The organism is Bacillus sp. FJAT-26390 (assembly GCF_001682865.1).
GTDB lineage: Bacteria > Bacillota > Bacilli > Paenibacillales > Paenibacillaceae > Pristimantibacillus.
This window is the reverse complement of sequence record NZ_MAQX01000022.1, coordinates 409123-434639: the sequence shown is the minus strand read 5'-3', so window position 1 is coordinate 434639 and position 25517 is coordinate 409123. Positions and strand designations below refer to the sequence as shown.

24 protein-coding genes are annotated in these 25517 nt (G+C 49.9%); 5 read left to right on the top strand and 19 right to left on the bottom strand.

Features of this window, described 5'->3' with window-relative positions; translation table 11 throughout:
- Positions 1-65: 65 nt before the first annotated feature.
- Positions 66-1199 carry a tRNA 2-thiouridine(34) synthase MnmA gene (mnmA, locus tag A7975_RS19095; RefSeq protein WP_065386146.1) on the top strand — a complete coding sequence of 378 codons (1134 nt, stop codon included), beginning with the start codon at positions 66-68 and terminating at the stop codon, positions 1197-1199.
- Between the two features lie 69 nt (positions 1200-1268).
- On the opposite strand, the gene A7975_RS19090 is transcribed toward mnmA, so the two are convergent.
- A complete protein-coding gene (locus tag A7975_RS19090) occupies positions 1269-2606 on the bottom strand; it encodes a hemolysin family protein (RefSeq protein ID WP_065386145.1) in 1338 nt (445 codons plus the stop codon).
- 383 nt (positions 2607-2989) lie between these two features.
- Here A7975_RS19090 and A7975_RS19085 point away from each other — a divergent pair, with 383 nt between their 5' ends.
- Both A7975_RS19085 and A7975_RS19080 read left to right on the top strand, forming a co-directional pair.
- A complete protein-coding gene (locus tag A7975_RS19085) occupies positions 2990-3565 on the top strand; it encodes a copper resistance CopC family protein (protein ID WP_065386144.1) in 576 nt (191 codons plus the stop codon).
- A complete protein-coding gene (locus A7975_RS19080; RefSeq protein WP_065386143.1) occupies positions 3565-4650 on the top strand; it encodes a copper resistance D family protein in 1086 nt (361 codons plus the stop codon). Before A7975_RS19085 ends, A7975_RS19080 begins: the two co-directional genes overlap by 1 nt.
- A gap of 140 nt (positions 4651-4790) precedes the next feature.
- On the opposite strand, the gene A7975_RS19075 is transcribed toward A7975_RS19080, so the two are convergent.
- From A7975_RS19075 to A7975_RS19020, 15 genes are all read right to left on the bottom strand, one after another.
- On the bottom strand, positions 4791-6101 hold the full coding sequence (locus A7975_RS19075; protein ID WP_065386142.1) for a replication-associated recombination protein A: 1311 nt from the start codon (positions 6099-6101) through the stop codon (positions 4791-4793).
- A 163-nt stretch (positions 6102-6264) separates the two neighbouring features.
- Positions 6265-6936, bottom strand: coding sequence for a YdeI/OmpD-associated family protein (locus A7975_RS19070; RefSeq protein ID WP_065386141.1), 672 nt, complete (start codon positions 6934-6936; stop codon positions 6265-6267).
- Entirely contained in the window at positions 6933-7688 is a 756-nt protein-coding gene (locus A7975_RS19065; protein WP_053374828.1) for a tRNA threonylcarbamoyladenosine dehydratase, read from the bottom strand. The genes A7975_RS19070 and A7975_RS19065 overlap by 4 nt, the downstream gene beginning before the upstream one ends.
- A 29-nt stretch (positions 7689-7717) precedes the next feature.
- Positions 7718-9541 (bottom strand): aspartate--tRNA ligase, encoded by a 1824-nt coding sequence (gene aspS, locus A7975_RS19060; RefSeq protein ID WP_065386140.1) that lies wholly within the window; start codon positions 9539-9541, stop codon positions 7718-7720.
- A gap of 45 nt (positions 9542-9586) precedes the next feature.
- On the bottom strand, positions 9587-10834 hold the full coding sequence (hisS, locus tag A7975_RS19055) for a histidine--tRNA ligase (RefSeq protein WP_053374826.1): 1248 nt from the start codon (positions 10832-10834) through the stop codon (positions 9587-9589).
- Between the two features lie 142 nt (positions 10835-10976).
- Positions 10977-11171 (bottom strand): hypothetical protein, encoded by a 195-nt coding sequence (locus tag A7975_RS33740; protein WP_141680357.1) that lies wholly within the window; start codon positions 11169-11171, stop codon positions 10977-10979.
- Between the two features lie 350 nt (positions 11172-11521).
- Positions 11522-11692: a hypothetical protein gene (locus tag A7975_RS34255; RefSeq protein ID WP_176707764.1), complete on the bottom strand. Its 171-nt coding sequence runs from the start codon at positions 11690-11692 to the stop codon at positions 11522-11524.
- Between the two features lie 93 nt (positions 11693-11785).
- Positions 11786-12229, bottom strand: coding sequence for a D-aminoacyl-tRNA deacylase (gene dtd / locus A7975_RS19050; protein ID WP_065386139.1), 444 nt, complete (start codon positions 12227-12229; stop codon positions 11786-11788).
- 51 nt (positions 12230-12280) lie between these two features.
- Positions 12281-14461 (bottom strand): RelA/SpoT family protein, encoded by a 2181-nt coding sequence (locus tag A7975_RS19045; RefSeq protein ID WP_053374824.1) that lies wholly within the window; start codon positions 14459-14461, stop codon positions 12281-12283.
- A 190-nt stretch (positions 14462-14651) separates the two neighbouring features.
- Positions 14652-15179, bottom strand: a complete 528-nt coding sequence (locus A7975_RS19040) for an adenine phosphoribosyltransferase (RefSeq protein WP_065386138.1) — start codon at positions 15177-15179, stop codon at positions 14652-14654.
- 49 nt (positions 15180-15228) lie between these two features.
- The gene (gene recJ, locus A7975_RS19035) at positions 15229-17241 is read right to left on the bottom strand and encodes a single-stranded-DNA-specific exonuclease RecJ (protein WP_065386137.1); all 2013 of its coding nucleotides are present in this window, start codon (positions 17239-17241) and stop codon (positions 15229-15231) included.
- Positions 17242-17273: 32 nt separating this feature from the next.
- Positions 17274-18191, bottom strand: coding sequence for a cation diffusion facilitator family transporter (locus A7975_RS19030; protein WP_065386136.1), 918 nt, complete (start codon positions 18189-18191; stop codon positions 17274-17276).
- 105 nt (positions 18192-18296) lie between these two features.
- Positions 18297-19211, bottom strand: a complete 915-nt coding sequence (secF, locus tag A7975_RS33175; RefSeq protein WP_082198302.1) for a protein translocase subunit SecF — start codon at positions 19209-19211, stop codon at positions 18297-18299.
- On the bottom strand, positions 19201-20433 hold the full coding sequence (secD, locus tag A7975_RS33170; RefSeq protein WP_082198301.1) for a protein translocase subunit SecD: 1233 nt from the start codon (positions 20431-20433) through the stop codon (positions 19201-19203). Before secD ends, secF begins: the two co-directional genes overlap by 11 nt.
- 83 nt (positions 20434-20516) lie before the next feature.
- Positions 20517-20756 carry a post-transcriptional regulator gene (locus tag A7975_RS19020; RefSeq protein ID WP_053374820.1) on the bottom strand — a complete coding sequence of 80 codons (240 nt, stop codon included), beginning with the start codon at positions 20754-20756 and terminating at the stop codon, positions 20517-20519.
- Positions 20757-20962: 206 nt separating this feature from the next.
- On the opposite strand from A7975_RS19020, the gene spoVB reads away from it, so the two are divergent.
- Positions 20963-22531 carry a stage V sporulation protein B gene (gene spoVB, locus A7975_RS19015; RefSeq protein WP_053374819.1) on the top strand — a complete coding sequence of 523 codons (1569 nt, stop codon included), beginning with the start codon at positions 20963-20965 and terminating at the stop codon, positions 22529-22531.
- A 54-nt stretch (positions 22532-22585) separates the two neighbouring features.
- On the opposite strand, the gene A7975_RS19010 is transcribed toward spoVB, so the two are convergent.
- Complete coding sequence (locus A7975_RS19010) at positions 22586-23365, bottom strand: YetF domain-containing protein (RefSeq protein ID WP_065386135.1); 780 nt, start codon at positions 23363-23365, stop codon at positions 22586-22588.
- Positions 23366-23568: 203 nt separating this feature from the next.
- Between A7975_RS19010 and A7975_RS19005 the strand changes: the two genes are divergently transcribed.
- Positions 23569-23961 (top strand): TIGR04086 family membrane protein, encoded by a 393-nt coding sequence (locus tag A7975_RS19005; RefSeq protein ID WP_065386134.1) that lies wholly within the window; start codon positions 23569-23571, stop codon positions 23959-23961.
- Positions 23962-24041: 80 nt separating this feature from the next.
- Here the strand turns inward: A7975_RS19005 and yajC are convergent, their stop codons facing one another.
- Both yajC and tgt read right to left on the bottom strand, forming a co-directional pair.
- A complete protein-coding gene (gene yajC, locus A7975_RS19000; protein ID WP_065386133.1) occupies positions 24042-24347 on the bottom strand; it encodes a preprotein translocase subunit YajC in 306 nt (101 codons plus the stop codon).
- A 17-nt stretch (positions 24348-24364) separates the two neighbouring features.
- Positions 24365-25501: a tRNA guanosine(34) transglycosylase Tgt gene (tgt, locus tag A7975_RS18995; RefSeq protein ID WP_065386132.1), complete on the bottom strand. Its 1137-nt coding sequence runs from the start codon at positions 25499-25501 to the stop codon at positions 24365-24367.
- Positions 25502-25517 lie beyond the last annotated feature (16 nt).

Here is a 25517-nt window from a genome sequence, read left to right as displayed (position 1 = left end):
CATGAAAAAGTTTTCAGCCTATGTTACAATAGTACATGTTTGATTAGAGCAAGGTGGTGTTCACGATGGAAAAACCAAAAGCTTCGACAAGAGTGGTCGTCGGCATGTCGGGCGGCGTCGATTCCTCCGTCACAGCGCTGCTGCTAAAGCAGCAAGGCTATGACGTTGTCGGCATCTTTATGAAAAACTGGGACGATACCGATGAATTCGGTCATTGCACGGCGGAAGAGGATTCAGAAGACGTTCGCCGCGTATGTGAACAAATCGGTATACCCTACTATACCGTTAATTTTGAACGGCAATATTTTGATAAGGTATTCACTTATTTTCTGGATGAATACAAGCGCGGGCGCACGCCTAACCCAGACGTCATGTGCAATCGCGAAATCAAGTTTGGCGACTTCCTGCAGCGTGCCTTGGAGCTTGGTGCCGATTATTTGGCAACAGGACATTACGCGCAGGTGGAGCGTACGGAAGACGGCGTGACGAAGCTGCTGCGCGGAATTGACTCCAATAAGGACCAAACCTATTTCCTTAGCTCCCTTAACCAGAAGCAGCTGGCGAAAGCGATGTTCCCGATCGGTCACCTTCCGAAGCCGGAGGTGCGCCGCATCGCTGAGGAAGCAGGCCTTTATACGGCTAAGAAAAAAGACAGCACCGGCGTATGCTTTATCGGAGAGCGCAATTTTAAGACGTTCCTCAGCGGTTATTTGCCGGCGCAAGCAGGCGATATGATCGATATTCAAACCGGCGAGAAAAAGGGCCGCCACGATGGCCTCATGTATTACACGCTTGGCCAGCGCCAAGGACTCGGCATCGGCGGATCTGGCTCCGGCGAGCCATGGTTCGTAGCCGACAAGGATCTGGAGAGCAACATTTTGTACGTTGTACAGGGCGAGCAGCATCCTAGCCTCTACTCCGAGAGCCTTATGGCAAGCGGCATGAACTGGATCGTGCCGGTAACCGAAGCCGGCACAATCCGCTGCACGGCCAAATTCCGCTACCGTCAGCCCGATCAAGGCGTTACCGTGACGTACCGCGAGGATGGCACCGCACATATCGTGTTCGATAAGCCGCAAAAAGCGATTACGCCTGGACAAGCGGTCGTCCTGTATGACGGCAGCCAATGTCTTGCCGGCGGTACGATTGAAACCGTCCAAAAGATTGACGCCGCATCAGCGCTTGCTAAGCAAGCATAAGAGTGACAATAGGCAAGGCTGCCTTGACGCATAATTACATTGCGATGGGGCAGCCTTGTTTTTTTGCTTTTAGCCAAAATATTGACCGTTTTGCCCCTCCGCTCGCTTGCCAATCTTACGGATAAGAAGCCGCGATATCCGCAGATGGTCCGTCTCCTCGATCATGAACTCGAACTCGCCGGCATACTCTACCCGTTGATTCTTGACTGGAGGGATATCAATTTTCGAGTAGATCCAGCCGCCGATCGTGTCGTAATCATCCGTATCGATATCAAGGCCGAAAAAGCTGTTCACCTCTTCAATAAGCATGAGGCCGCTGACCGAATAGGTACCGTCATCCCTTTTTTCAAGATGCTCGCGCTCCTCGTCAAATTCGTCTTGGATTTCGCCTACGATTTCCTCCATGATGTCCTCTAACGTGACTAAACCTGAGGTGCCGCCATACTCATCGATCAAAATAGCGATTTGGGACTTTCGCTTTTGCATCAGCTTCAGCAGCGTGCTAATTTGCATGGACTCGGGCACGGTCGTGATCGGCCTCGTAATTTGTTTTATGTCTTGCAGGCTATGAGCCGTATCCTTAAGCAAATCTTTAATATGGACGAAGCCGATAATGTTATCCTTATCATTCTCGCATACCGGATATCGCGTCAGCATTTGCTCGAGTGCAAGCTTTTTGTTATCCGTAAGGCTATGGCTCGTATTTAGGCAAATCATCTCCGTGCGGGGAATCATAATTTCACGTGCATTCGTTTCCGTAAAATCGAAAATATTATCTACGAGCGTAAGCTCCGTATTGTCAATGAGTCCGTTTTTGTGGCTTTCCTTCATCAGGATTCGAATCTCGTCCTCGGTATGCGCAGCGTCCTTCTCGGTTGCCGGTTCGATCCCGATTCGCCTTAGAAGCCGGTTGGCCATTCCGTTAAGCACCCAAATGAACGGGTACATGATTTTGTAAAAGTAGATAAGCGGGGCAGCCGTTAATAGCGTGATCTGTTCCGCTTTGCGGATTGCAACCGTCTTAGGCGCCAACTCCCCTAAAACGATATGAAGCACCGTGATGAAGGAAAAGGCGAGGATAAAGGAGAATGTATGAATAAATACCTCGTTGCGTATGCCGACATAGCCAAATAACGGCTCAATCACTCTAGCGATGGCAGGCTCCCCAATCCACCCGAGCCCCAGCGAAGCAAGCGTAATGCCAAGCTGGCAGGCGGACAGATAAGCATCGAGATTGCCTGTCAAATGAGAAGCATATTTCGCCCGTGCGCGTCCCTCGGAGGCAAGCGTATCGATCCGGCTCCCTCTCACCTTCACCATCGCAAACTCGGCCGCCACAAAAAAACCGTTCAAAAATACGAGAAGCATAATAAGCGCCAGGGACAAACTAGTCGGTAATGGGTCCATTCAACGATATCCTGTCCTTCGCACGATGAGCTGCTGCGGTGCGATGACAGGTACACCTCCCTTTGGAACAAAGATACGGCGATCTTTGTGTGATGTAAGTGCTCTCCTAGATGCCAAGCCGCCGCGTCAAACGGTCAAACCGCAAGGGTAAGCCTCTCTCAAGGCTGTAATTAAGTGTATTCGCCTAAGGCTAGCCTTTATACGCGGATTTGCAGTCTTTGCTCGCGTTTTTTAAGCGCCCATTCGTTCGGTCTTCAACAAATGTTCATAAAGCCGTTACGAAATGCTCATTTAATGTGAAGCTAACGTTTCGCCGTATCTGTTATAATGCTAACAGCTTATGCAGCAGATTAGTCACTAAAAATATTTTAGGAGGATTACAAATGAAAAGGATTTTGCTTATATGTCTGGCAGCTCTATGGCTTGTTCCGGGTGTTGCGCTTGCCCATTCCAAACTAGAAACCGCTGTGCCCGGGAAGGATGCGACGGTAAACGTCTCTCCGGAGCGCGTGGAGCTGACTTTTAACACAAAGATCGAGAAGCTTAGTAATTTTAAAGTACTGAATGCCGCGGGCGAGGAAATGGAAAAAGACAAAGTCGAAGTCGGCGGCATGACGATGAGCGGCACTCTCCCGGCCGTGCTGCCAAATGGCATCTACACGGTAAAATGGACGATCATCGGCGCAGACGGCCACTCTGTCGAAGGCGATTATGCTTTTACGGTGGAAGCGCCTGCCGTTACGGAAGAGCCTACGGCTGAGCCGGAAGCGACGACCGAAGCTCCGGCTGAGACAGCTTCGCCGACCCCTTCGCCAGAAGCCACTGCGGATGCAAACAATCCATCTAATGCAGGCGATACAACAAAGAGCAATGATGGCACCAACTACACGCCTGCTATCATCATCGGCGCGATTATAGTTGTAGCTGCGCTCGTATTGCTCATGCGGAGGCGCAAATAATGATTTATATCAGCGAAGGCCTTCTATATGTTTGCTTCGCTATCTTAACGGGAGGCTTGCTGCTTCGGCTTGTGCCGGAGGGCAAGAAGCCCTCCATACAGGTACCGAACGGCTTGCTGCTCGCATGTGTCATAGCCATCCCGATCTTGTCTTATGTGCCTATCCATAAGCTCGCGCTTGTTTTTGCCAAAGATTTTGACATGACATACAGCTCGATTCTCAAAAGCATTCTGCTTGATATCAATACCGGGAAGGCTTGGGTGTGGACGACGATCGGCTCAATCGGGCTTGCGTTTCTGCTGGGGCTCAAGGCGTTTCGGGGCGACAAGCATATGTCTAAGGTTGCGTTGTTCGTTACGTTTTTGCTGATCGTTTGGTTAGGTTATGCAAGCCATGCTTCATCGCTCTACGGATTTAGGGGTTTAGTCACCCATTCTGCCCACTTCCTAGCCGTAAGCGTATGGATCGGCATATTATTCGTAACGAGCTGGTTTGCCAAGGATAATGCGAATTGGGATGCGTTTCTGCGTTGGTTTTCGCCGGTTGCGATCATTTGCGTGCTCGTTACGCTTCTAGCGGGCATTGTTCTCATGTCGTTCACGACTCCCGAGTATGTGAACGCTTGGATGCTGCCTTACGGGCAAATGCTTCTGATCAAGCATCTATTGATTGTGCCTTTGCTGCTATTTTCTTATACAAACGGCTTCGTTTACAAAAAATTAGCCAAAAACAATGCGAATTTCAATCCAAAGCGCTGGCTAAAAGCGGAAAGCATTATCGCGCTGCTCGTGCTTGCTGCAACGGGCGTGCTAGGCCAGCAAACGCCGCCGCATAAAGTGAAAGAGACGCTTCAAACCGTCTCTCCGTCACCGTTATTCACCTCGATATACAAGGGCAGCTTTAGCCCCGATATCGCTGTGAAATTTACGCTGCATTTCGAGAGCGTCCTCATGCTAGCCGCAGCTTTGATTATGGCAGGCGGACTCATTTGGATGTACCGCACGAATAAGCTTATCCCCGCTTTCTTGATGGGTATTTTGACAGCCGTATTCGGTTATTTCGGCCTTATGTTTTCAATTGCTTAAGTGGTAAGAGAGAAGAGACTTTCCTAGACGTTTGACGTCTAAGAAAGTCTCTTTTTTACATCTGCGTGTACGTTAGATCAACAAATAAAAAGGCGGAATTTAGAAAGGGAGTTTCCAGTTAAAGAAGAGTCTCCATCCCATTATTTGCCCTTGCGCTTTTGCTGGTTTTGCTTGATTTTATCTTCCATCCCTTGTTCCGTTGCCTTATAAAAGGTCATCCCGCCAAGCCTCTCAGGCAAATATTGCTGCGCTACATAATGATTCGGATAATCATGCGGATATTTATAACCCTCATGCCCAAGCTGCTGCGCTCCCTTGTAATGCGTATCACGCAGATGAAGCGGCACCTCAGCACCGCCCGCCCGCTCAATCGCCGCCTCCGCATTGCCGATCGCGATTGCCGTTGCGTTTGATTTAGGGCTCTCCACCGCAAATAAAATCGCCTGCGAGATGTTGTACTTCGCCTCCGGCCAGCCAATCTTATGATAGGCGTCCATCGCGGTTACCGCTTGAATCATCGCTTGCGGATTCGCGAGCCCGATGTCTTCGCTGCAAGCGACGATCAGCCTGCGAATAAAGGTCATCGGATCCATCCCCAGCTTCTCGACCGCGTACAAAAACCAGAACAGCGCCGCGTCGCTTGATCCCCGCACGCTCTTGTGAAAGGCCGAAAGCACATCATATTGCGTCGACAGATCGGCGCGTATCGACGGCTTGCGAATCGACTCCTGCGCTACCTCAAGCGTCAAGTGTACGGAACCGTCCTGCTCCGATGGCGTCGTGACCGCAGCCAGCTCAAGCGCGTTGAGCGCGCGGCGAATATCGCCGCCTGCCATAGCGGCAATATGGTGCAGCGCATCCTCATCCGCACGCAAATCCATAAAGCCGAGCCCCCGCTCCCGGTCGGACAACGCTCTTTGCATAGCTTCATACGCATGCGCCTCGACCAGCGGCTCCAATTGAAATAACGTCGAGCGAGACAGCAAGGCGCCATTCACATGATGAAACGGATTTTCGGTTGTCGCCCCGATAAAGATAATAATGCCCTGCTCGACAGCCGGCAGCAAAGCGTCCTGCCTTGCTGTATTGAAGCGGTGTACCTCATCTAAAAAAAGAATCGTTTTTTTGCCGTACATCGCTTTATTCGTGCGAGCCTGATCAATGACCTCGCGGACATCCTTAACCGAAGCGTCAACGGCGTTCAGCTTCACGAACTCGCCTGCCGTCCGCAGCGAGATAATATGCGCTAGCGTTGTCTTCCCGCACCCTGGAGGGCCGTATAGCAAAATAGACGATACTTGGTCGCCTTCGATTGCTCTGCGCAGCAGCTTGCCCGTCCCTACGATATGCTCTTGTCCAATATATTCGTCAAGCGTCTGAGGCCGCATACGGTCTGCAAGCAGCCTTGCGCGCGGCATTTCAGCTTCCTGCTGATAAGAGAATAAATCCATTTTCGCTTCCCAACCTTCTGCCATCTGTTACATCGATCATAGCATACAAGCACATTTGTTCGCCAGACATGGGCATATGCAGCTACGGTATAGACAGCGCAAAATAGCCGTATCACTGAAAAAGCATATAAGCTCTTTCTGTAATACGGCCGCATTTTGTTCTTTATTTATCGAATGGAGATTTTAAACCTCTCGCAAGCTTATCAACCGTCGCGGCTACCCGGTTCGCACGCGTTTCCTCGCGCTTCGCATCGGTAATCCACTTTATGAAGTCACGCCTCTTCGCTGCAGTCAGACCGCCATTAAAAAATTGCTCAGCCGCATCCGATGCTTGTAACGCAGCGGAAAGATCCTCCGGCATAGGAAGCTCTTCACCTTGGGAAGCGGTCGTACGCTGACCAGCTCCGGCAGCCAAGGCTGCTGAAGATGGACGGCGGCTGGTGCCGCCCTTTCCAGCACCAGCCGGTCGATAACGCATCGAAGACCATGTATCGTCCATCGCAATCATTGCGACACCTTCCACATGGAACGTCAGCATCAGCTTCCAGCCCGTATCGCGGTTTATATCCGTCTTTATTTTGGACGAGCCCTTCGGATACGTGATCCACAGCAATCCACCCGGCTTAACCGCACGGATCGCTTCAGGCGCATGCTCCGCCAGCTCGGCCAAACTGACGACGAATAACAAGACAAAATCATATTGTGCTTCCGGCTCCAAAACCGTATCTTCCGTCGTTAATCCAAGCTCGGCCAAGTAATGATCAGAAGGCGCTTTAAGCACAAGCGCCTTCATCTCGGGCGATAACCTCAGCTTTTTGGCGAGCGCTTCATTCACAGCTCGACTCCGCCTGCAACAAGCAAATCGTTTACGACGACACTGACCATGATTAGACCGGCAACAGGCGGAACAAACGCGTTGCTTGCCGGCGGCTGCTTAGCCTTGCGAATCTCAGGCGCATTCGCGGGAACGATTTTTTTCGTGACATCCTCACGAGGCTTCATCGGAGTCTCGGTCGAGAATACGACCTTAACCCCGCGCTTGATGCCTTCCTTGCGAAGCTTCGTGCGAATAACACGAGCCAGCGGATCGGTGTGCGTCTTCGAAATGTCAACAACTTGGAACTTCGTCGGGTCCATCTTATTGGCTGCGCCCATGCTCGAGATGATCGGGATTTTGCGTTCCAAGCATTGCTTGATCAAATGAATCTTGTACGAAATCGTATCGGATGCATCTACGACATAGTCGAGCGGATATTCAAAAAACTGCTCAAACGTTTCCTCCGTATAGAACATCCGCAAGGCTACGACATCGCATTCGGGATTAATGAGCTTAATCCGGTCGCGCATAAGCTCTGCTTTTGGCTGGCCAACCGTTGTCGTGAGCGCATGAATCTGGCGATTGACGTTCGTAATATCTACTACGTCTTTATCCACGAGAATAATGCGGCCTACGCCGGTGCGCGCAAGCGCCTCAGCAGCTATGCCGCCAACGCCGCCAATGCCGAGCACGGCAACCGTGCTCCCCTTCATAAGCGCAAGCCCCTCTGGCCCAATCGCCAGCTCTGTACGTGAAAATTGATGAAGCATCAGGCTGCCGCCTCCTTAGCGCAAATCGCTTATTTTTCGTTGGTTTCCGTTGCAGGTGCTGCTCCAGCTGCTGCGGCAACCGGTTGCTTCGGTTTAAGCACGGTGCGGATATGAAGCTGCTCCAGCTGCGAGAGCTCGACCTCGGACGGCGCATCGCAAAGCAAATCGGTCGCGCTTGCCGTTTTCGGGAATGCAATCGTCTCACGCAGGTTCGTGCGGCCGGTAAGAAGCATAACCAGACGGTCGAAACCGAAAGCAATACCGCCATGTGGAGGCGTTCCGTATTCGAATGCATCAAGCAGGAAGCCGAATTTCTCTTGCGCTTCTTCGTTGTTGAAACCAAGCGCCTTGAACATTTGCTCCTGTACTTCACGTTTGTAGATACGCATGGAACCGCCGCCTACCTCGTAGCCGTTCAATACTAGATCGTACGCTTGCGCGCGGATTTGTCCTGGGTCCGTATCGAAGAAATGCAGATCGTCTTCATTCGGACGCGTGAACGGGTGATGTTCGGCTACATAACGCTTCGCGTCTTCATCCCAGCCGAGCAGCGGGAAATCAACAACCCAAGCAAATTTAAATTTCGATTCGTCGATTAGGCCAAGATCTTTGCCCAGCTTCGAGCGAAGGTTGCCAAGAACGTCTGCAACCACTTTTTTCTTATCCGCAGAGAAAGTCAGCAAATCGCCGTCTTCTACTTGCAGGCGCTCTGTAAGAGCGGCAATTTCTTCCGGTTTAAGGAATTTTACGATCGGACCGCGCCATTCGCCATCCTTAACCGTAATCCATGCAAGGCCTTTGCCGCCGTAGCGTGCAGCGAATGGCTGCAGGTCATCAAGCTCCTTGCGGCTCCAGCTCGCACAGCCTTTAGCGTTCAGCGCTTTAACTACGCCGCCGCCCGCTGCTACGCTTGCGAATACTTTCACGTCGCTGCTTGACACGATATCTGTAATATCTTCAATCTCTAGGCCAAAACGCAGATCCGGTTTGTCAGAGCCGTATTTGTTCATCGCATCTGCATAAGTGATGCGTTGGAACGGAAGCTCAAGCTCTACGCCAACGGTTTCTTTAAGAAGCTTAGCCGTCAGCTCCTCCATCATCGCCAGCAATTGATCTTGCGATAGGAAGGAAGTCTCGATGTCGACTTGCGTGAATTCCGGTTGACGGTCTGCACGAAGATCCTCATCGCGGAAGCAGCGTGCGATTTGGTAGTAACGCTCGATACCGCCAACCATCAAAAGCTGCTTGAAAATTTGCGGCGATTGCGGCAAGGCAAAAAATTCGCCTTCGTGTACGCGGCTCGGCACCAAGTAATCACGCGCGCCTTCCGGCGTGCTTTTGGTAAGAATCGGTGTTTCTACGTCTATGAAGCCTTCTCCGTCTAGGAAGTCGCGGAAAACCTTAGCCGCTTTCGAGCGAAGGAACAATGTTTTTTGCATTTCCGGACGACGCAGGTCCAGGTAACGATATTTCAAACGAAGCGACTCATCTACCTCTACGCCGTCTTCAATTGGGAATGGAGGCGTTTTGGCCGCGTTCAGCACTTCGATTTTGGTAACGCGAACTTCGATTTCACCTGTAGCAAGGTTAGCGTTGTACGTTTCTGCATCGCGCTCTACGACTGTGCCTTGAATCGCAAGAACGAACTCGTTGCGGGCACGGTCAGCGATTGCCAGCGCATCGCCGGAGAAGTCCGGGTTGAATACCGTTTGAACGATACCCGAACGGTCGCGCAAATCGATAAATAGTACGCCCCCAAGGTCGCGGCGACGCTGTACCCAGCCGTTTAGAATGACAGTTTGACCAACGTCCGCTTTCGTTAAGCGGCCGCAGTGATGTGTTTTTAACAACATAATAATCATGCTCCTCATTTAGTTAGATTGTTATATAGGTAAAGATTAACCGCTAATTTCATCGGCAAGCTTATCTAATGCTACGACTCGCTGCTCGCCTTTGGCCATATCCTTGAGTGAAATCTCGCCGCGCTCCAGCTCATCGTCGCCGAGTATAGCTGTGTAACGCGCCTGAAGCCGATCTGCCGACTTCATCTGCGCTTTCATCTTACGGCCAAGATAATCGCGTTCTGCGCGAATGCCGCGCTGTCTGAGCTGGTAAACGAGCTTTGTCACCTCGCGCTCCGCCGCTTCGCCAAGCGCAACGACATAAACGTCGACTTGGTTGAAAATAGGCAGCTCCGTTTCTTGGTGCTGCAGCAGCAGGATCGTTCTCTCAAGGCCGAGTCCAAGGCCGACACCCGGTTGATCGGGTCCGCCGATTTCCGCGACTAGCCCGTTATAGCGGCCGCCGCCGCCGACCGTATCGATCGTACCGATACCCTCAGCCTTGTATTCAAAAGCCGTATGGGTATAGTAGTCGAGTCCGCGAACGAGCCTGTGGTTGAGTTCATAAGGAATGCCCATGTCGCTCAAATGCATTTTAACTTTGTCAAAATGAATCTGGCATTCCTCATCCAAGCTGTCCAAAATCGATGGCGCATCTGTAAAGTGCTCCTGGTCGACCTTGCAGTCAAGCACGCGCAGCGGATTGCGATCCATGCGCGATTGGCAATCCTTGCACAGAAGCTCGCGCTTCGGCTCAAGAAAAGCTAGCAACCGCTCGCGGAATACCGCGCGCACTGCCGGCGTGCCGACTGAATTGATCTCAACGCGCACGCCCTTTAGCCCTACCTCCGTATAGAAGGTATAACCAAGTGCGATAACCTCTGCATCAATAGCCGGATCAACAGAACCGAGTGCTTCTACGCCAAATTGATGCAATTGGCGGTAACGACCAGCCTGCGGCCGCTCATAACGGAACATCGGACCGATGTAATACAGCTTAGACACGTCTGGCTCGCCGTACAGCTTGTTTTCCACATAAGACCTTACAACGCCTGCGGTTCCTTCCGGGCGCAGCGTTAAGCTGCGGTTGCCGCGGTCTGTGAAGGTATACATCTCTTTCTCAACGATATCGGTTGTTTCACCTACACCGCGCTGGAACAGCTCCGTTGATTCAAAGATCGGCGTACGAATTTCGCGAAAGTTGTAACGCTGGCAAATCTCCCGCGCTTTCTGCTCCACAAACTGCCATCTCTCTACTGCGCCAGGCAAAATATCCTGCGTGCCCGGCATTTTCTGAAATGCCATTGAATAACCCCTCCTGCCCGCGTAATAAACCGTCTAAAGTTCGGTAAACGCAAAAAACTCCCGTTCCTCATAGCTTGCGCCAAAAGGGACGAGAGTGAATCTCCCGTGGTACCACCCACATTCCGAGCCTGCATCCTATGCATCAGCCCGCTCCAAGACGGGTAACGTCCGTCATCCGCAGTCCAGCTACTGTGCTTCTGTCACAGGCAATTGCCTGTTCCGCTCCGCCGTTCACCGTCTGTTCTCCGGGAAGTCTGTTCATTCTGCCGATATAAGGATGCTTGCAGCCAAGTGGCATCCCTCTCTGGGTATAGCGCGTAGAATTACTTTGTCCCATCCTTGAATCGTTATGTTCAACCGCTAAACGAGCACATCCTGTTCGGATGAATCCAACCGTTCATGCTAGTCATACTGAAGATTAATTTTACATTCGGCAGCGGTTAAAGTCAAGGTCGATCTCACCTGGCCGCAGCCCAACTGCAAATGGACAGAAAAAAACCTACAAAACGTGTTTGTAGGTCCAAAAGTAAAATATATTTTTAAAAAGGGGGTCGAGTTCTAGTATAGGTTAATGATGTTAAAAAGAAGTTAGAGATTGATTACAGAAATATTACAATTTCGAAAGCGTTTTTACAGAAAACGCAGAAAGCCGCCCTTGCTGCATGCTCGGACGGCCGTCTAATCAAACTATAAAAGTCCCGAATTATCGCGGCGAGGCTGCTGCGGGAAACCCGCCCATTCTTCAGCCGCTTCAATGTCATCCTCTAGCTCTGCAAACACCTTAGCTTCTCTGCGGTCCGGATGAAGCAGCCTCCGAGAGATTCTCTCGATGCCTTGCTCCTTGCGTGATTGATGCATTCGTGGTTTTCCTCCAATACGGCAATCTGCTCGCCAGAAGTTCAAGCACTTCTTAGCAATGCTTCCTGTCTATTGTTTCCCACGAACGGATTCTTAAGCGCCGCTCTCCAAAATTAATGTCACCGGGCCCGAGTTAACAAGCTCCACATCCATCATCGCCCCGAAGCGGCCTGTCGCAACGACAAGGCCCATCGAACGAAGCGTATCGTTAAAGGTATCGTAAAGCTGCTCCGCTTGCTCCGGCCTTGCTGCCGCCATAAAGTTCGGCCGCCTGCCTTTACGGCAATCGCCATATAACGTAAATTGCGATACAGACAAAATCTGTCCACCGATGTCTGTAACGGAATGATTCATTTTGCCCGATTCATCCTCGAAAATGCGAAGATTAGCAACCTTGTCCGCCATCCATTTGACGTCCGCTTCCGAGTCCCCATGCGTCAGACCGACCAGCAGAACGAGTCCAAAATCGATTGCGCCCACAGTCTCGTCCTCAATGACGACCTTCGCCTGCTTGCTGCGCTGCACAACAACCTTCACCGCTTAAACCTCCGATATTTGCTTCGCCCGGTCCATGCAAGGTCCAAACGATTATTGCATAATACGCTGAACGGAATAGATCTCCTGAACGCGTTTTATTTTCTCCACGACGGCATTCAGATGCTCAATGTTGCGGATAAGCACCGTCATATGAATAAGCGCCATTTTATTTTTAACCGTACGTCCGGTAACGGCTGAAATGTTCGTTTTGCTCTCTGATACCGCCTGCAGCACTTCGTTCAGAACCCCTCTGCGATCGCTGCCCGTAATCTCGATATCCACGCTGTAATTAGCCTCGATGGATTCTTCCCACTCGACTTCTATGACGCGTTCGCCCTCTTCACCTTGATCGCCGATCGGAATGTTCTGGCAATCCATCCGGTGGACGGAGACGCCGCGGCCGCGCGTAATATAGCCGATTATCGAATCGCCCGGCACGGGGTTGCAGCAGCGCGCGAACCTGACAAGCAGGTTGTCGATTCCCCGAACCGTCACGCCTTGGTTAGGTCTCGTTTTGCGATTGCCCGGAGACTTGATCTCCTTCACTTCGCTCGTCAGCTCAAGCTGGCTTGCGAGCTCCGCTTCCCTGCGCATCTTCTCAGTCAGCTTCGTACAAATTTGCGCCGCCGTAATGCCGCCAAAGCCGATCGCGGACATCATATCCTCAATATCGTTAAAAGTGAACTTCGCCGCAGCTTCCTGCAGCTTATCGTCCTGCATCCAAGCAGACGGCTCAAGGCCAAGACGCTTCAGCTCGCGCTCAAGCAAATCCTTGCCCTTCGCAACGTTCTCCTCGCGCCGCTCCTTCTTGAACCACTGCCTGATTTTACTGCGGGCATGCGAGGATTGTGCGATTTTGACCCAATCCTGGCTTGGTCCGTACGAATGCTTAGAGGTTAGAATTTCAACAATATCGCCAGTCTTTAGTTTATGGTCAAGCGGTACGATGCGCCCATTCAGCTTCGCGCCAATCGTCCGGTTGCCGACTTCCGTATGAATGCGGTACGCAAAATCAAGCGGCACGGAGCCGGCAGGCAGCTCAATGACTTCGCCGCTAGGCGTGAACACAAATACGAGATCGGCAAAAAAGTCCATCTTGAGCGATTCCATAAATTCAGATGCATCGCGCGCTTCATGCTGAAGCTCCAATATTTCGCGGAACCAGGACATTTTATCCTCAAAGTTGCCGCCTGGCACAAGAGACCCTTCTTTGTAGGCCCAATGCGCCGCGATTCCGTACTCCGATGTCCGGTGCATTTCCCATGTTCGAATCTGCACCTCTGTAGGCTCTCCATTAGGGCCAACAACCGTCGTATGCAGCGATTGATACATATTCGCCTTAGGCATAGCGATATAGTCCTTAAAGCGGCCTGGCATCGGTTTCCAGAGTGTATGGATAATGCCGAGGGTCGCATAACAATCTTTGATGTTATCGACGATGATGCGAATCGCAAGCAGATCGTAGATCTCGGTAAATTGTTTATTGCGGTCGGTCATTTTTTTGTAAATGCTGTACAAATGCTTAGGGCGTCCGGAAATATCACCCTCAATGCCCATTTCATCAAGCTTCTCCGTTATGCGGGAAATAACATCATCGATAAATTGCTCGCGTTCCGCACGCTTCTTCTTCATCAAATTGGCGATGCGATAGTATTGCTGCGGATTCAAATAACGAAGCGCAATATCTTCCATTTCCCACTTGATTGCCGAAATACCAAGCCGATGCGCGATCGGGCAAAATATTTCCAGCGTCTCGTAGGCGATACGCCGCTGCGCTTCCTCCGATTGAAACTTGAGCGTGCGCATATTGTGCAGGCGATCTGCCAATTTAATGAGAATGACGCGAATGTCCTGAGCCATTGCGACGAACATTTTACGGTAATTTTCGTTCTGCTGCTCTTCCTTGGAACGAAATTGAATTTTTTCGAGCTTCGTTAGACCGTCTACCAGCATCGCACAGGTTTCGCCAAATTTCGCGCGAACCGTCTGCAAATCTACTGTCGTATCCTCAACGACATCATGAAGCAATGCCGCAATAATCGACAGCACGTCCATTTGCATATCAACAAGTATATCCGCAACCGCTACGGGGTGCAGGATATACGGCTCTCCCGATTTCCTCACTTGACCGTGATGGGCTTGTTCCGCAAAGTCATAGGCTTCCTGGATGCGTATAAGGTCCTGCTCTTTCATATAGGCGGATGCCTTCTCGAGTAAATGCTCAATGCCCATGAAACGTCCCTTTCTGTTTACACTCCTGGCGGATCCCATTCATGCGTTTTCCGAGTTTTTATAATATTATGCCTGTTATAGCGGCACCGCGTCAACTACCGGAGAGCTTCTGTAATAAAATAAAACCGCCTGCCCTCGCGATTGAGGGAACAGGCGGCATATTTAGAGACGGTTTGCACCGCTTCATTTATTAGTAAGTCATTAGGGAGAAGACATCGATTCCGTCAAGCTTCTCGCGGCCCGTAAGATACGAAAGCTCGATTAGAAATGCCGCTCCAACCACTTCGCCGCCAAGCTGGCGGATCAAATTAATGGAAGTTGCAATCGTGCCGCCTGTTGCAAGCAAATCATCAGCAATCAAGACGCGTTGGCCTGGCGTGATAGCATCTTTGTGCATGGCAAGCACATCATTGCCATACTCCAAATCGTAAGAAGCCGTAATCGTCTCGCCTGGAAGCTTGCCGCTTTTGCGGATTGGAGCAAAACCTACGCCAAGCGCTAGCGCCAGCGGAGCGCCAACGACAAATCCGCGCGCTTCCGGCCCAGCGATGATGTCAATTTTCATGTCCTTAACAGCGACGCGCATTTCTTCGATGGCAGCGCGGTAAGCCCCGCCGTCTTTCAGAAGCGTTGTAATATCTTTGAAACGGATTCCTGGCTGCGGGAAATCTGGAATTACCCGAATATAATCTTTGAAGTTGTATTGCGTGTTAGACACAAGAGGTCAACCCTTTCCATTTCAACAAATTGGTTTAAAATCTCATACGTTATACTAATAATTGGGATGCTTCAAATTGCTGCTTAGCCTCTCTATAGCGAGCGGAAGCAGACAAATCTTGTTTTTGCGGCGACGGTGCCGCAATCATTTGGCCATTCCCTCGTTCAATGAACTGCAGCTCCTCGAACACATCCAGCATGAGCTCCACCGTCTCTAAGGATAAACCGCTTTGCTGCGATAAGCGAGCGTTTAATCCTTCCAGCGGCGCTTGCCCTAGCTGCTTTAGCCGCTGATAGACTTTCCCGAAATGCTCGCGCTCCGGAAAATCTGCCGCTGCCGGATCAAAGTGAACATCGTGCAGCTGCAATTGCGGCTTACGCTGCCCGTTCCATTCGTTAACGGATAACTCGCCGATCACATCGATTTTACTGCCCGGCTTAAGCTTCTCCGCCAGCATCCCCATGCTAAAGCCAATTCCGTCTAACATTCGGCGTCCGCCGCCAAGCGACAGCTTCAAATGCTTCGACTCCTTGCCTATCGTGCGCCGATCCGCAAGCTCCGTCCGCTGGAACAGCAGCCTCGGCGATGGATTTCCCATCCCGAACGGCTCCAGCTGCGCAAGCTCGGTAATCGTCTCAAGCGTCGCCTCGTTGACTGAGCATACAAGGTCGACCGATGTTTTTGGAATCCAATCATCAGCGCTTAGCCACTCAGAAGCAAGTGTGCCTAGACGCCCTTCGAACTCAAGCAATCGATCGCGATGAAGGCTCATGCCCGCTGCAGCCTGATGTCCGCCGTAATGATCGAGCAGCTCATCACAGGCTGTAAGCGCCGCATGCAGGTCAAAGCCTTCTATGGAGCGCGCAGAGCCTTTACACATCCCTGTCTGCTCATCTATGCCAAGAATAATAACCGGCTTATAATTTCTCTCAAGCAGCTTTGAAGCGACAATCCCAATGACGCCTACATTCCAGCCTTCGCCGGCAAGCACGATGACAGGCGGCGAATCTATCCCAGCCTCCGCTGCTTCCGCAACCTTTGTCTGCCATTGCTGCTCCGCTTCCTTCACGATACTCTCAACAACGCGCTGCCGTTCCTTGTTTAAGCTGTCGAGCCCGATTGCCGCCAAAATCGCATTGTCGTAATCCTCGGTCGTCAGCAGCTCAACCGCACGCTTGGCATGATCCAGCCTGCCTGCTGCATTAACGCGGGGCGCCATGCCAAATGCTACGTTTGTCGCAGTGAGGCCATCCAGCTCAATGCCGCCGGCTTCTGCCAGTGCCCGAAAGCCAACGCTGGTATGGCTGCGCAGCCTCTCGAGGCCGTATCGCACCAAAATGCGATTCTCATCCTTCAGCGGCATTAGATCGGCAATCGTACCTAAGCATACGATGTCAGCCCATTCGAGCGGGGGCCGCTCCAGCAAGGCATGCGCCAATTTGAAGGCGACGCCAACGCCGGCAAGCCCTTTGAAAGGGTAGCCGCAGTCCGCCTGTTTCGGATTAACGACAGCGGCTGCCTGCGGGATTTGCTCCGGCGGCTCATGATGATCGGTGACGACGACGTCGATGCCAAGCTGCTTCGCATTTTCGATTTCTTGAACAGCGCTAATGCCTGTATCAACCGTTACGATTAACCCGATTCCTTCCGCTGCCGCAAGCTCGATCGCTTTGTTGTTCAAGCCGTAGCCTTCCAAGGCACGATGTGGAATATAGTAGTCAAAATTGTATTGCAAGGAACGAAATAAATGGACCAATAAAGAGGTGCTTGAGACGCCGTCCGCGTCATAATCGCCATAAATCCTTATTTTCTCGTTGCGGGCGCCAGCTAATCGGATTCGATCAACAGCCGCCTTCATGCCAAGTAATAAATAAGGATCATGGAAATGCTCCTGTCCGCCTCGCAAAAAACGTTCCGCCGCCGCGACGTCATCATAGCCGCGCTGAACGAGAAGCCTTGCTACTAGCGGAGGCACGCTAAGCCCAGCAGCCAGATTTTTCGCTTTGTCCTCATCGGTTAAAGACCATGGCGCTACAGCCCACCTTGTCTTCCTTTGAATCATGTTGCTTTCCCCTCTCCTGCTGTTGGCAGATCTTATTGCAGCAGTGTCGGCATCTGCTCCTGATTCGGATCATGATTGGACTTGTACGGATAACCAGGATCATAAGGCTCAACATAAATCGAAACATCCGTTACATGTATAAAACGTTTCATAACGAGCTGTTTTACCCGTTTTGCAATCTCATGACCCTCAAGAACAGAAATGCGCGGATTAACGCTTATTACCATTTCTGCTATGACATAATGCCCGTGCTCTTTCGCTCGCATCGACTGCACGGTGACGACTCCTTCAACGCGCTGAACGAGCTGCATCAGCTCATCGGGATTTTCCTCCGAGACGCTGCCGCTGCCGTCTTTGCGAATGAAGACCGTAGCCATTCTGTAACCGTTGATGACGACGATAACCGCAATGACGATCGCTGCTGCCGGATCAAAATAGTAGAACACCGGAACGGACAGCATTTTGCCCATAATGGCTCCGCTTGCTCCTATCAAAGCAGCCGCCGAGCAATAAAGGCCGGTCAATCGATCCTTCGAAGGAAAAAACAATTGCTGAACGATTAAAGAAAATGCAATCGCCGCAACCGCACTCCAATGAGGAGCGCTTGTCACGCCATCGGAAATATCCCGGATTGCGGATATTCCGATCTCAAGGCCAATAATGAGAAGCACGACAGACAATAAAATCGTAGTCGCAGCTTCTCCTCTTGTGTCCTCCGCTTCCGAAGGCGCGTTTGGCTTTGCTGTTTTGCGCTGGCGGCTCGCCCGTAAACCTGATATAGCCATAATGCCAGCGGCAACCTCGGCTGCCGTTCGAAATGCATCCGCAAGCAGTGCCTTGCTTCCTGACAACCAACCTATTATGCCTTTAAATAGTGCCAGCAGCATGTTTCCCCATAAGCCGGCCCAGCTTGCGGACTCTGCTTTTGCATATCGCTGTGTGGTTGACATTTGTACCTCCTAAAGATTTTGCGAATGCAAAATCTACTTCGTAAGCGTGTGCTTAGATTTTGCGAATGCAAAATCTACTTCGTCAGCTTAATATCTCCTAACCAATTAAGCTGTCGGTTTAACAGCAACCTTCGGTTTTTGCTTCCCTTTAAGCAAGAGCCAAAGCGGGCTCGCGATACAAATCGAGGAGTAAGCACCGCTTGTAAGACCGATGATTTTCGCAAGCGCGAACAGCTTGATTGACTCGCTTCCGAAAATAAACAAACAAACCGCTACGACCAGCACCGCTAATACCGTATAAATATTACGCGCCATCGTTTGCCAAATGCTTGCATTGACCATCTCCGCAAGCTGATCGCGGTTTTTGAACTGACCAAAACGGAGATTCTCGCGAATCCGGTCAAAAATGACGATTTTATCATTGATGGAGTAACCGATCGTCGTCAGCACCGCCGCGATGAACGGGAGATCCACTTCCAATCGGAAAATCGAGAATAGCGCTACAACGACAAACGCATCATACAAAATCGCAATGTTCGCCGCTAACGCAAAGCGCCATTCGAAACGAATCATCACATAGATCATAATCGCAACGCTCGCGATAAGAATCGCCCAGATCGTTTTGATTCCTAGCTCTTGTGCCATATCAGGCGATACGACGTTTACCTCGGCCGATACTTGATCGCCGAATTTCGCTTTGAATGCGTCTTGAATTTCTACGATTTTGGTCTGTGTAAGCACCTCGTCAAAACGAGCGGAAACACGTTCGTTTCCAGTACCGCCCACCGTAGGCGTAATGCCCTCGATTCCTGCTTTCACAAGAATTTCTTTGGCATCCTGCTGCGTAACCGCTTTGCCTACTAAAATATCCATATTCGTACCAGCCTTAAAATCCACCCCGAAGTTGAGGTTGAAAATAAGCAAGGACAAGATACCTACTACGGTCAATGTGATTGAGAACAGAAAGAACTTGTTGCGGTTCCCAATAAAGTCATAACGTATTTTTGTATTAAAGTTCACGGATTTCTGCCTCCTTCACGCCGTAATAGCTTGGTTTTGTAAACAGATTGCTCTTAATAAGCAGCATAATCAAAAATCTAGACAAGAAAATATTCGTAAGCATACTCACTAGAATACTGAAGATCATCGTCAGCGCAAAGCCGCGAATCGCGCCATTGCCGATATAGTACAATACTGCACTCGCGATAATATTCGTAATGTTAGCATCCATGATCGTACGGAACGAGTTTTTCGAGCCTGACTTCAAGGAAGACAGCAAGCTTTTGCCGCTGCGAATCTCCTCTTTAATCCGCTCGTACATGATGATATTCGCATCGACCGCCATACCGATACCGAGTACGAAGGCCGCTATACCAGGCAAGGTTAAGGTCGCATTCATTAAATTGAACACAACGATCAAGAGCCACGTATAAGTAATAACCGTAATGCCGGCAACAACGCCTGGAATACGGAACAAGATGATTAGGAATACCAAAATAATTACCGTACCGATAATGCCCGCCTCAACGGTGTCTTTCAATGATGCGAGGCCAAGCTTAGCGCCTACGGATTGGGTATATTTTTCAGTCAGCTTAAGCGGCAAAGCGCCAAGGTTGATCATATCTGCCAGCTCATTTGCTTCGTCTACCGTGTATTCACCAGAGATTTGAGCGGATCCGCCGGAAATCGGAAAGTTAACTTTCGGTCTGGACAGCTCTTTGTCATCGAGGTAAATAGCTAAGTATTGGCCCGTCAAACGAGTCGTAATTTCCTCGAATTTCTTCGCGTCTTTCAGTTCGATGGTAACGAACGGCTTGCTTAAGCTGTCGTAACCGATGCCAGCGCCGTTTGGTTTGAAATCACTGCCATCAAGCTCAATCTTGTTGTCAGGACCGCGGAAAGTCAGATTGATAGGTTTGGCAAGAATATCTCTTACCTCATTCTCATTCGCAACTCCGGCTAGTCTCAAACGAATACGGTTAGCGCCTTCGGTCGTAATCTCAGGCTCAACAATACCAAGCTCGTCAATCCTTTTCTCCAAGCTTCTTGCTGTTTCTTTCAGTGACTCAGGCGTAACAGCCTGTCCGCCCTCAAGTGGCGAAGCTTCGTACAAAACCTCAAATCCGCCTTTTAAATCAAGGCCTAGCCTTACGTCTTTTACCAGCGATGGGCTTGTCCAAGCGATAACGCCAAACATAATGACTACGATCGCAAGGAAGGCAATAATTCTCTTCCCGAACATACGTCTAAATCCCCCTTATGATCTCAATATTCCTATTATACAGACGCGGCAAAATCGAGTCAAAAAAAAAAGAAACCCTCACCTTAAAATTGGGTTCCCTTATATGCGCTTATCGTCATGAAATTCATGAATTTCATCACCTTTAGAGATAAAATATCGTTCACTAATTCGTGAAGCTCGGGCTGACCTGTTTTATTATATTTCTCGCTAACGCACTCCCAAACCTCTTGGCCTGTGACGTGCTCATAGCCAATTAATTGAAATTCCTCCGCTTTGCTGTTGCATAGCTCCTCGATCATTCGGATTAACTCTTCGTCTGCCATGCTGCGCCTCCTAAATACTTCTCTAAACCAACTATTCGCTATGGCTTTGCCATATTCCTGCCCGTATAAACCCAAATCCGCAAAATGAATGACATCGAATCGGACATGCCGAGCATAAAGATGATAGTACCGGCCTGTCTCATAGCTTCGTCTTATACCGAGGCAGAAGCTAACCAGCTATTCCACGATAGAGAAGAGGGTATTATATGATGACGAAGCAGACCAAACAAACCTTTATTAAGGGAGCCATGATTTTACTTGCCGCTGGCATTATTAACCGGTTGCTTGGCTTCGTTCCGCGCATCGCTCTGCCACGCATTATTGGCGCAGAAGGCGTCGGCTTATATCAGCTCAGCTATCCGTTTTTAACCGTCATGCTCACCATAATTACAGGCGGCATACCGCTGGCCGTTGCGAAATGGATTGCGGAAGCCGAATCACAAGGCGACTCAGCGCGCGTGAAATATATTTTCCGAACCGCGATGGCATTAGTTACCTCGCTTGGCATTTTGATGACAGCCATAATGCTGCTTTGTGCCCCGTGGATCATGAAGCATGTACTGCCGGATGCCCGCGTATACCGCACATTTATGGTGATGACGCCGCTTTTGCTTATTATCGGCATTTCCTCGGTTTACCGCGGATACTTTCAAGGCAAACAAAATATGATACCGACCGCGGTATCTCAAACCGTCGAAACGATTCTGCGCATCATTGCATCGCTCTCCTTTGCTTATATGCTCCTTCCTCTTGGGGTGGAATGGGCAGCGGCAGGCGCTATGCTCGGCGCTGTCGTTGGCGAGATCGGCGGATTAGCTGTACTTCTCTGGAAATATTACCGAGACAAGTCCCGAATTAAAGAAGCGATAGGCAGCCCCAACCAATCCGCTTCCAAAAACGTCCCCGTCCTGCGCAGGCTGCTTGGACTGTCGATTCCGGTAACGGGAAGCCGGATGGTTGGCTCTTTATCTTATTTGCTTGAATCGATTCTTACTGCGCGAAGCTTAGCGGCTGCTGGAATTGCAACAGGCATCGCCACCGCACAGTATGGCGCTCTGCAAGGAATGATTGTTCCACTTTTGCTTTTGCCGACCGCACTAACTTACTCCCTTGCCGTTTCGTTAGTCCCTTCTCTGTCAGAGGCTGCCGCAAAAGGCGAAAACGCCTTAATCCATAAAAGGCTTCATCAATCGCTCAGGCTGGCTCTAGTATCAGGCGCTCCCTTTGTCGTAATTATGACGCTGTTCGCAGAACCGATTTGCCGCATTTTATATAATCACACCGAAATCGCCCCGATGCTGCAGCTCATCGCGCCAGTCGGTATTTTCATTTATTTGCAAGCGCCGCTTCAAGCCGCGCTTCAAGCGCTCAACAAGCCTGGAACCGCATTAATCAACACGCTAATCGGTGCGATCGTCAAGCTATTTATTATTGTGCAGCTCGCATCCGATCCTGAATTCGGCATATACGGAGCCTTAATCGCCATCAATGTCAACATTGTGCTTGTCACCGTTTTGCATGGCATTAGCGTCCTCCGCTTCATCGGCTTTCACATGAAAATTGTTGATTTTGTAAAAGTTGGCGCAGCTATGCTCATCATGGGCGCAGCAGCGCAGTTTACGATGAATCGTCAGCCGCTACCGGCAGAATGGATTAACCTGATGCTCGCGTGCGCCGCAAGCGTAATCGTCTATTTGCTGCTTATGGTAGCGATGAAAATCATTGATCGCCATGACATAAAACGAATTCCTATATTGGGCAACTGGCTTAAATGAGGCAGCATGTCGTGAATAAAGCGAAAAAGCGTTAAAGAAAGGGCAGCCCTCTCTTTAACGCTTTTTTTTGTCATGCATATCAACAAACAGCTTGCCCTTATGGTCAATCGTGCAAAAGAATACGTCCTTGAAATCTAATACGCCTCTCTCCTGAAGAACGTTTTTAAGCCAAAATCTCGTTTTCTCCAGCTTTTCCAAGTTTTTATCCTGCACTTTGCCATCCATAATGAGCGGCACGGGCAAAATTTCGAAACGATATTTCGGCGGGATGATATTGTCCATATTAAAATTTTTAAATTTTTGGTCGGAGTGGTCTGAAGGCTGATCATCGTTATCATTGTTTTCAGAAGCATCAGAGTTATCCTTCGGAATGACGGATAGCTTCCCGCTTGTTTCCAATATGGCAAATTCGACATCCGATACGGCGCTGATCTTATTTTCCCTTAGCTGAAGCATCAAATCATCTAAATTATAGCGTTGCTTTCGCATAACATCGCTATTTAACTTGCCCTTGTCAATAATGACGCTTGGCTTGCCATCAAACAACAGCCTTAGCTTTCTGCTTTTCATCGTCATAAATGCACTGCCAATCTGTATAAGCAGCAGCAGCACCATTGGTAAAATGCCGCTCCACATGGAGCGTTCCATGTCTTCGATTACGATGACGGCAATTTCCGCGATCATGACTGAAATAACGAGATCGAACACCGAAAGCTTTCCGATTTCTCGTTTTCCCATAAACCGCATGATCAAAAATACGACGAAATAAATGATCACCGTCCGAATCAACAGGCTCCAAAATTCCACCGGAAACCGCCTCCTCGACTTTGTCATACGAGCTGATGTCAGCTGTGTTTGTCCGTACAGCTATTCTGACCTACGCTTATAGACATCATACTGAGGCAACTTACACGAATATATGGCAATGGCCCAATTTTTCCCGATAAATACTTGCTAACGCGAGGATAAGTTGTACTATTCCTTAATGCTTGACCATATGGTTTAGTAATACGTACCTTTTGTTGGGGGGAAATTTGATGAGTTCGGTTAAACAAGCTCCTAAACCGCCATTAATTGCTTCACCTTTGCTTGCCGGAGTGCTCTTCTCCATTATTTGGTTGGCAGTTGGCGCCTTGCTGCTCTCGCTGCTTTTGCATTTTACCAGCATGAAAGAGAGCAGCTTGCCTGCCAATGCATTAATGGTGCATGGATTCGCTTCACTTGCGGGCGGCTTTACCTCTGGAAAACGATCGGAGAACAAAGGCTGGTACAATGGCGCATTGCTCGGCTTATTGTATGGTGTCATTGTCATCATTATCAGTTTTCTTGCTTCAAACGCTTCGATATCGATGCACAGCCTCCTCCTGCTAGGGGCATCTCTGCTGGCTGGCGCCTTTGGCGGCATGATCGGGGTTAATATGAAGAAATAAGCTTCTTAACTTGTTTACAAAAATAAAAAAAAGAGCGGCTGACATCGTTACATGTCAGCCGCTCTTTGCGCTTAAGTATATTACTCCGTTACTGCTGGTGCTGAGTTAATGATCGTGTTGATTGCGCTGCGCTCGAACGTCATTTTTGTTGTATCGTTTACACGAAGAACAACTGTATCGTCGCTGAGTTCCACAACCGTACCGTGCAAACCACCAATTGTTGAAATTTTATCGCCTTTTTTCAATTGGTTAAGCATGGAAGTACGTTGCTTTTGTTTCTTCTGCTGCGGACGGATAAGTAAGAAATAAAACACCGCAAACATAAGCACAAACGGCCAAATCATACCTAGAATATTACCTGAACCACCTGCATCTGCTGCTAGCATACCGAAATCCCCCCCTTTCAAAACCCTTTCTCATTATCGAACAGGCCGTAGCTCGTGAAGAAGGAATCCCGGAAATCAAGCAGCCGGTCTTCCATAATCGCTTGCCGAACGTCCCGCATGAGTTGTAGCAAGAAATGCAAATTGTGATACGTGGTCAATCTCATACCGAAAGTCTCGTCGGCTTTAATTAAATGCCGGATATAAGCCCGCGAGTAGTTCGTGCATGTATAGCAGGAGCACTCTGGATCTAGTGGACTAAAATCTTCGGCGTATTTCGCATTGCGAATGACAAGTCTGCCTTGGCTAGTCATCGTTGTCCCATTCCGGGCAATTCGGGTCGGCAGTACGCAGTCGAACATATCGATGCCGCGGATAGCGCCTTCAATCAGCGCGTCCGGCGATCCGACTCCCATTAGGTAACGCGGTTTATTAGCCGGCAAAATGGGAACCGTATAATCGAGAACATCGTACATAAGATGCTTAGGCTCGCCTACACTCAGTCCACCAATAGCATACCCCGGGAAATCCATGGAAGTCAAATCGTTTGCGCTTTGAATACGCAAATCTTTGTACATGCCGCCCTGCACAATCGCGAACAATCCTTGATCATGAGGCCTTGCATGCGCTTTGAGGCAGCGCTCTGCCCATCTAGTCGTCCGCTCCAGCGATTTCTTCACATAATCATGCTCAGCCGGGAAAGGCGGGCATTCATCAAATGCCATCATAATATCCGAGCCTAGCGCGTTTTGAATTTCCATCGCTACTTCGGGTGAAAGAAATTTTTTGTCGCCATTGAGGTGGGAACGGAAATGAACGCCCTCTTCCGTAATTTTGCGCATTTCGCTTAAGCTGAACACCTGAAAACCGCCGCTATCCGTTAGAATCGGGCGATCCCAGTTCATGAACTTATGCAGGCCTCCTGCATTCCGAACGATGTCATGGCCTGGTCTAAGGAACAAATGATACGTATTGCTCAAAATAATTTGAGCATCCATCGTTTTAAGTTCTTCCGGACTCATCGTTTTGACGGTAGCCTGCGTGCCTACCGGCATAAAGGTTGGCGTCTCGATAATGCCATGGGGAGTATGTACCCGCCCAAGCCGAGCACCCGATTGTTTGCATTGTTTGATTAATTCATATTTTACAGCCACAATTCACGCTTCCTATTCC

Bases quoted from the DNA above. Each gene is read 5' to 3' on its own strand.
- A7975_RS19030 (WP_065386136.1), bottom strand. From the start codon at position 18,191: ATGTCAACCACACAGCGATATGCAAAAGCAGAGTCCGCAAGCTGGGCC.
- A7975_RS19085 (WP_065386144.1), top strand. From the start codon at position 2,990: ATGAAAAGGATTTTGCTTATATGTCTGGCAGCTCTATGGCTTGTTCCG.
- A7975_RS19080 (WP_065386143.1), top strand. From the start codon at position 3,565: ATGATTTATATCAGCGAAGGCCTTCTATATGTTTGCTTCGCTATCTTA.
- A7975_RS19005 (WP_065386134.1), top strand. From the start codon at position 23,569: ATGAGTTCGGTTAAACAAGCTCCTAAACCGCCATTAATTGCTTCACCT.
- A7975_RS19020 (WP_053374820.1), bottom strand. From the start codon at position 20,756: ATGGCAGACGAAGAGTTAATCCGAATGATCGAGGAGCTATGCAACAGC.
- hisS (WP_053374826.1), bottom strand. From the start codon at position 10,834: ATGGCATTTCAGAAAATGCCGGGCACGCAGGATATTTTGCCTGGCGCA.
- A7975_RS34255 (WP_176707764.1), bottom strand. From the start codon at position 11,692: ATGCATCAATCACGCAAGGAGCAAGGCATCGAGAGAATCTCTCGGAGG.
- A7975_RS19010 (WP_065386135.1), bottom strand. From the start codon at position 23,365: ATGACAAAGTCGAGGAGGCGGTTTCCGGTGGAATTTTGGAGCCTGTTG.
- A7975_RS19090 (WP_065386145.1), bottom strand. From the start codon at position 2,606: ATGGACCCATTACCGACTAGTTTGTCCCTGGCGCTTATTATGCTTCTC.
- yajC (WP_065386133.1), bottom strand. From the start codon at position 24,347: ATGCTAGCAGCAGATGCAGGTGGTTCAGGTAATATTCTAGGTATGATT.
- spoVB (WP_053374819.1), top strand. From the start codon at position 20,963: ATGATGACGAAGCAGACCAAACAAACCTTTATTAAGGGAGCCATGATT.
- A7975_RS19045 (WP_053374824.1), bottom strand. From the start codon at position 14,461: ATGGGCATTGAGCATTTACTCGAGAAGGCATCCGCCTATATGAAAGAG.
- A7975_RS33740 (WP_141680357.1), bottom strand. From the start codon at position 11,171: ATGGGACAAAGTAATTCTACGCGCTATACCCAGAGAGGGATGCCACTT.
- secD (WP_082198301.1), bottom strand. From the start codon at position 20,433: ATGTTCGGGAAGAGAATTATTGCCTTCCTTGCGATCGTAGTCATTATG.
- A7975_RS19065 (WP_053374828.1), bottom strand. From the start codon at position 7,688: ATGCTTCATCAATTTTCACGTACAGAGCTGGCGATTGGGCCAGAGGGG.
- A7975_RS19075 (WP_065386142.1), bottom strand. From the start codon at position 6,101: ATGGATTTATTCTCTTATCAGCAGGAAGCTGAAATGCCGCGCGCAAGG.
- mnmA (WP_065386146.1), top strand. From the start codon at position 66: ATGGAAAAACCAAAAGCTTCGACAAGAGTGGTCGTCGGCATGTCGGGC.
- recJ (WP_065386137.1), bottom strand. From the start codon at position 17,241: ATGATTCAAAGGAAGACAAGGTGGGCTGTAGCGCCATGGTCTTTAACC.
- aspS (WP_065386140.1), bottom strand. From the start codon at position 9,541: ATGTTGTTAAAAACACATCACTGCGGCCGCTTAACGAAAGCGGACGTT.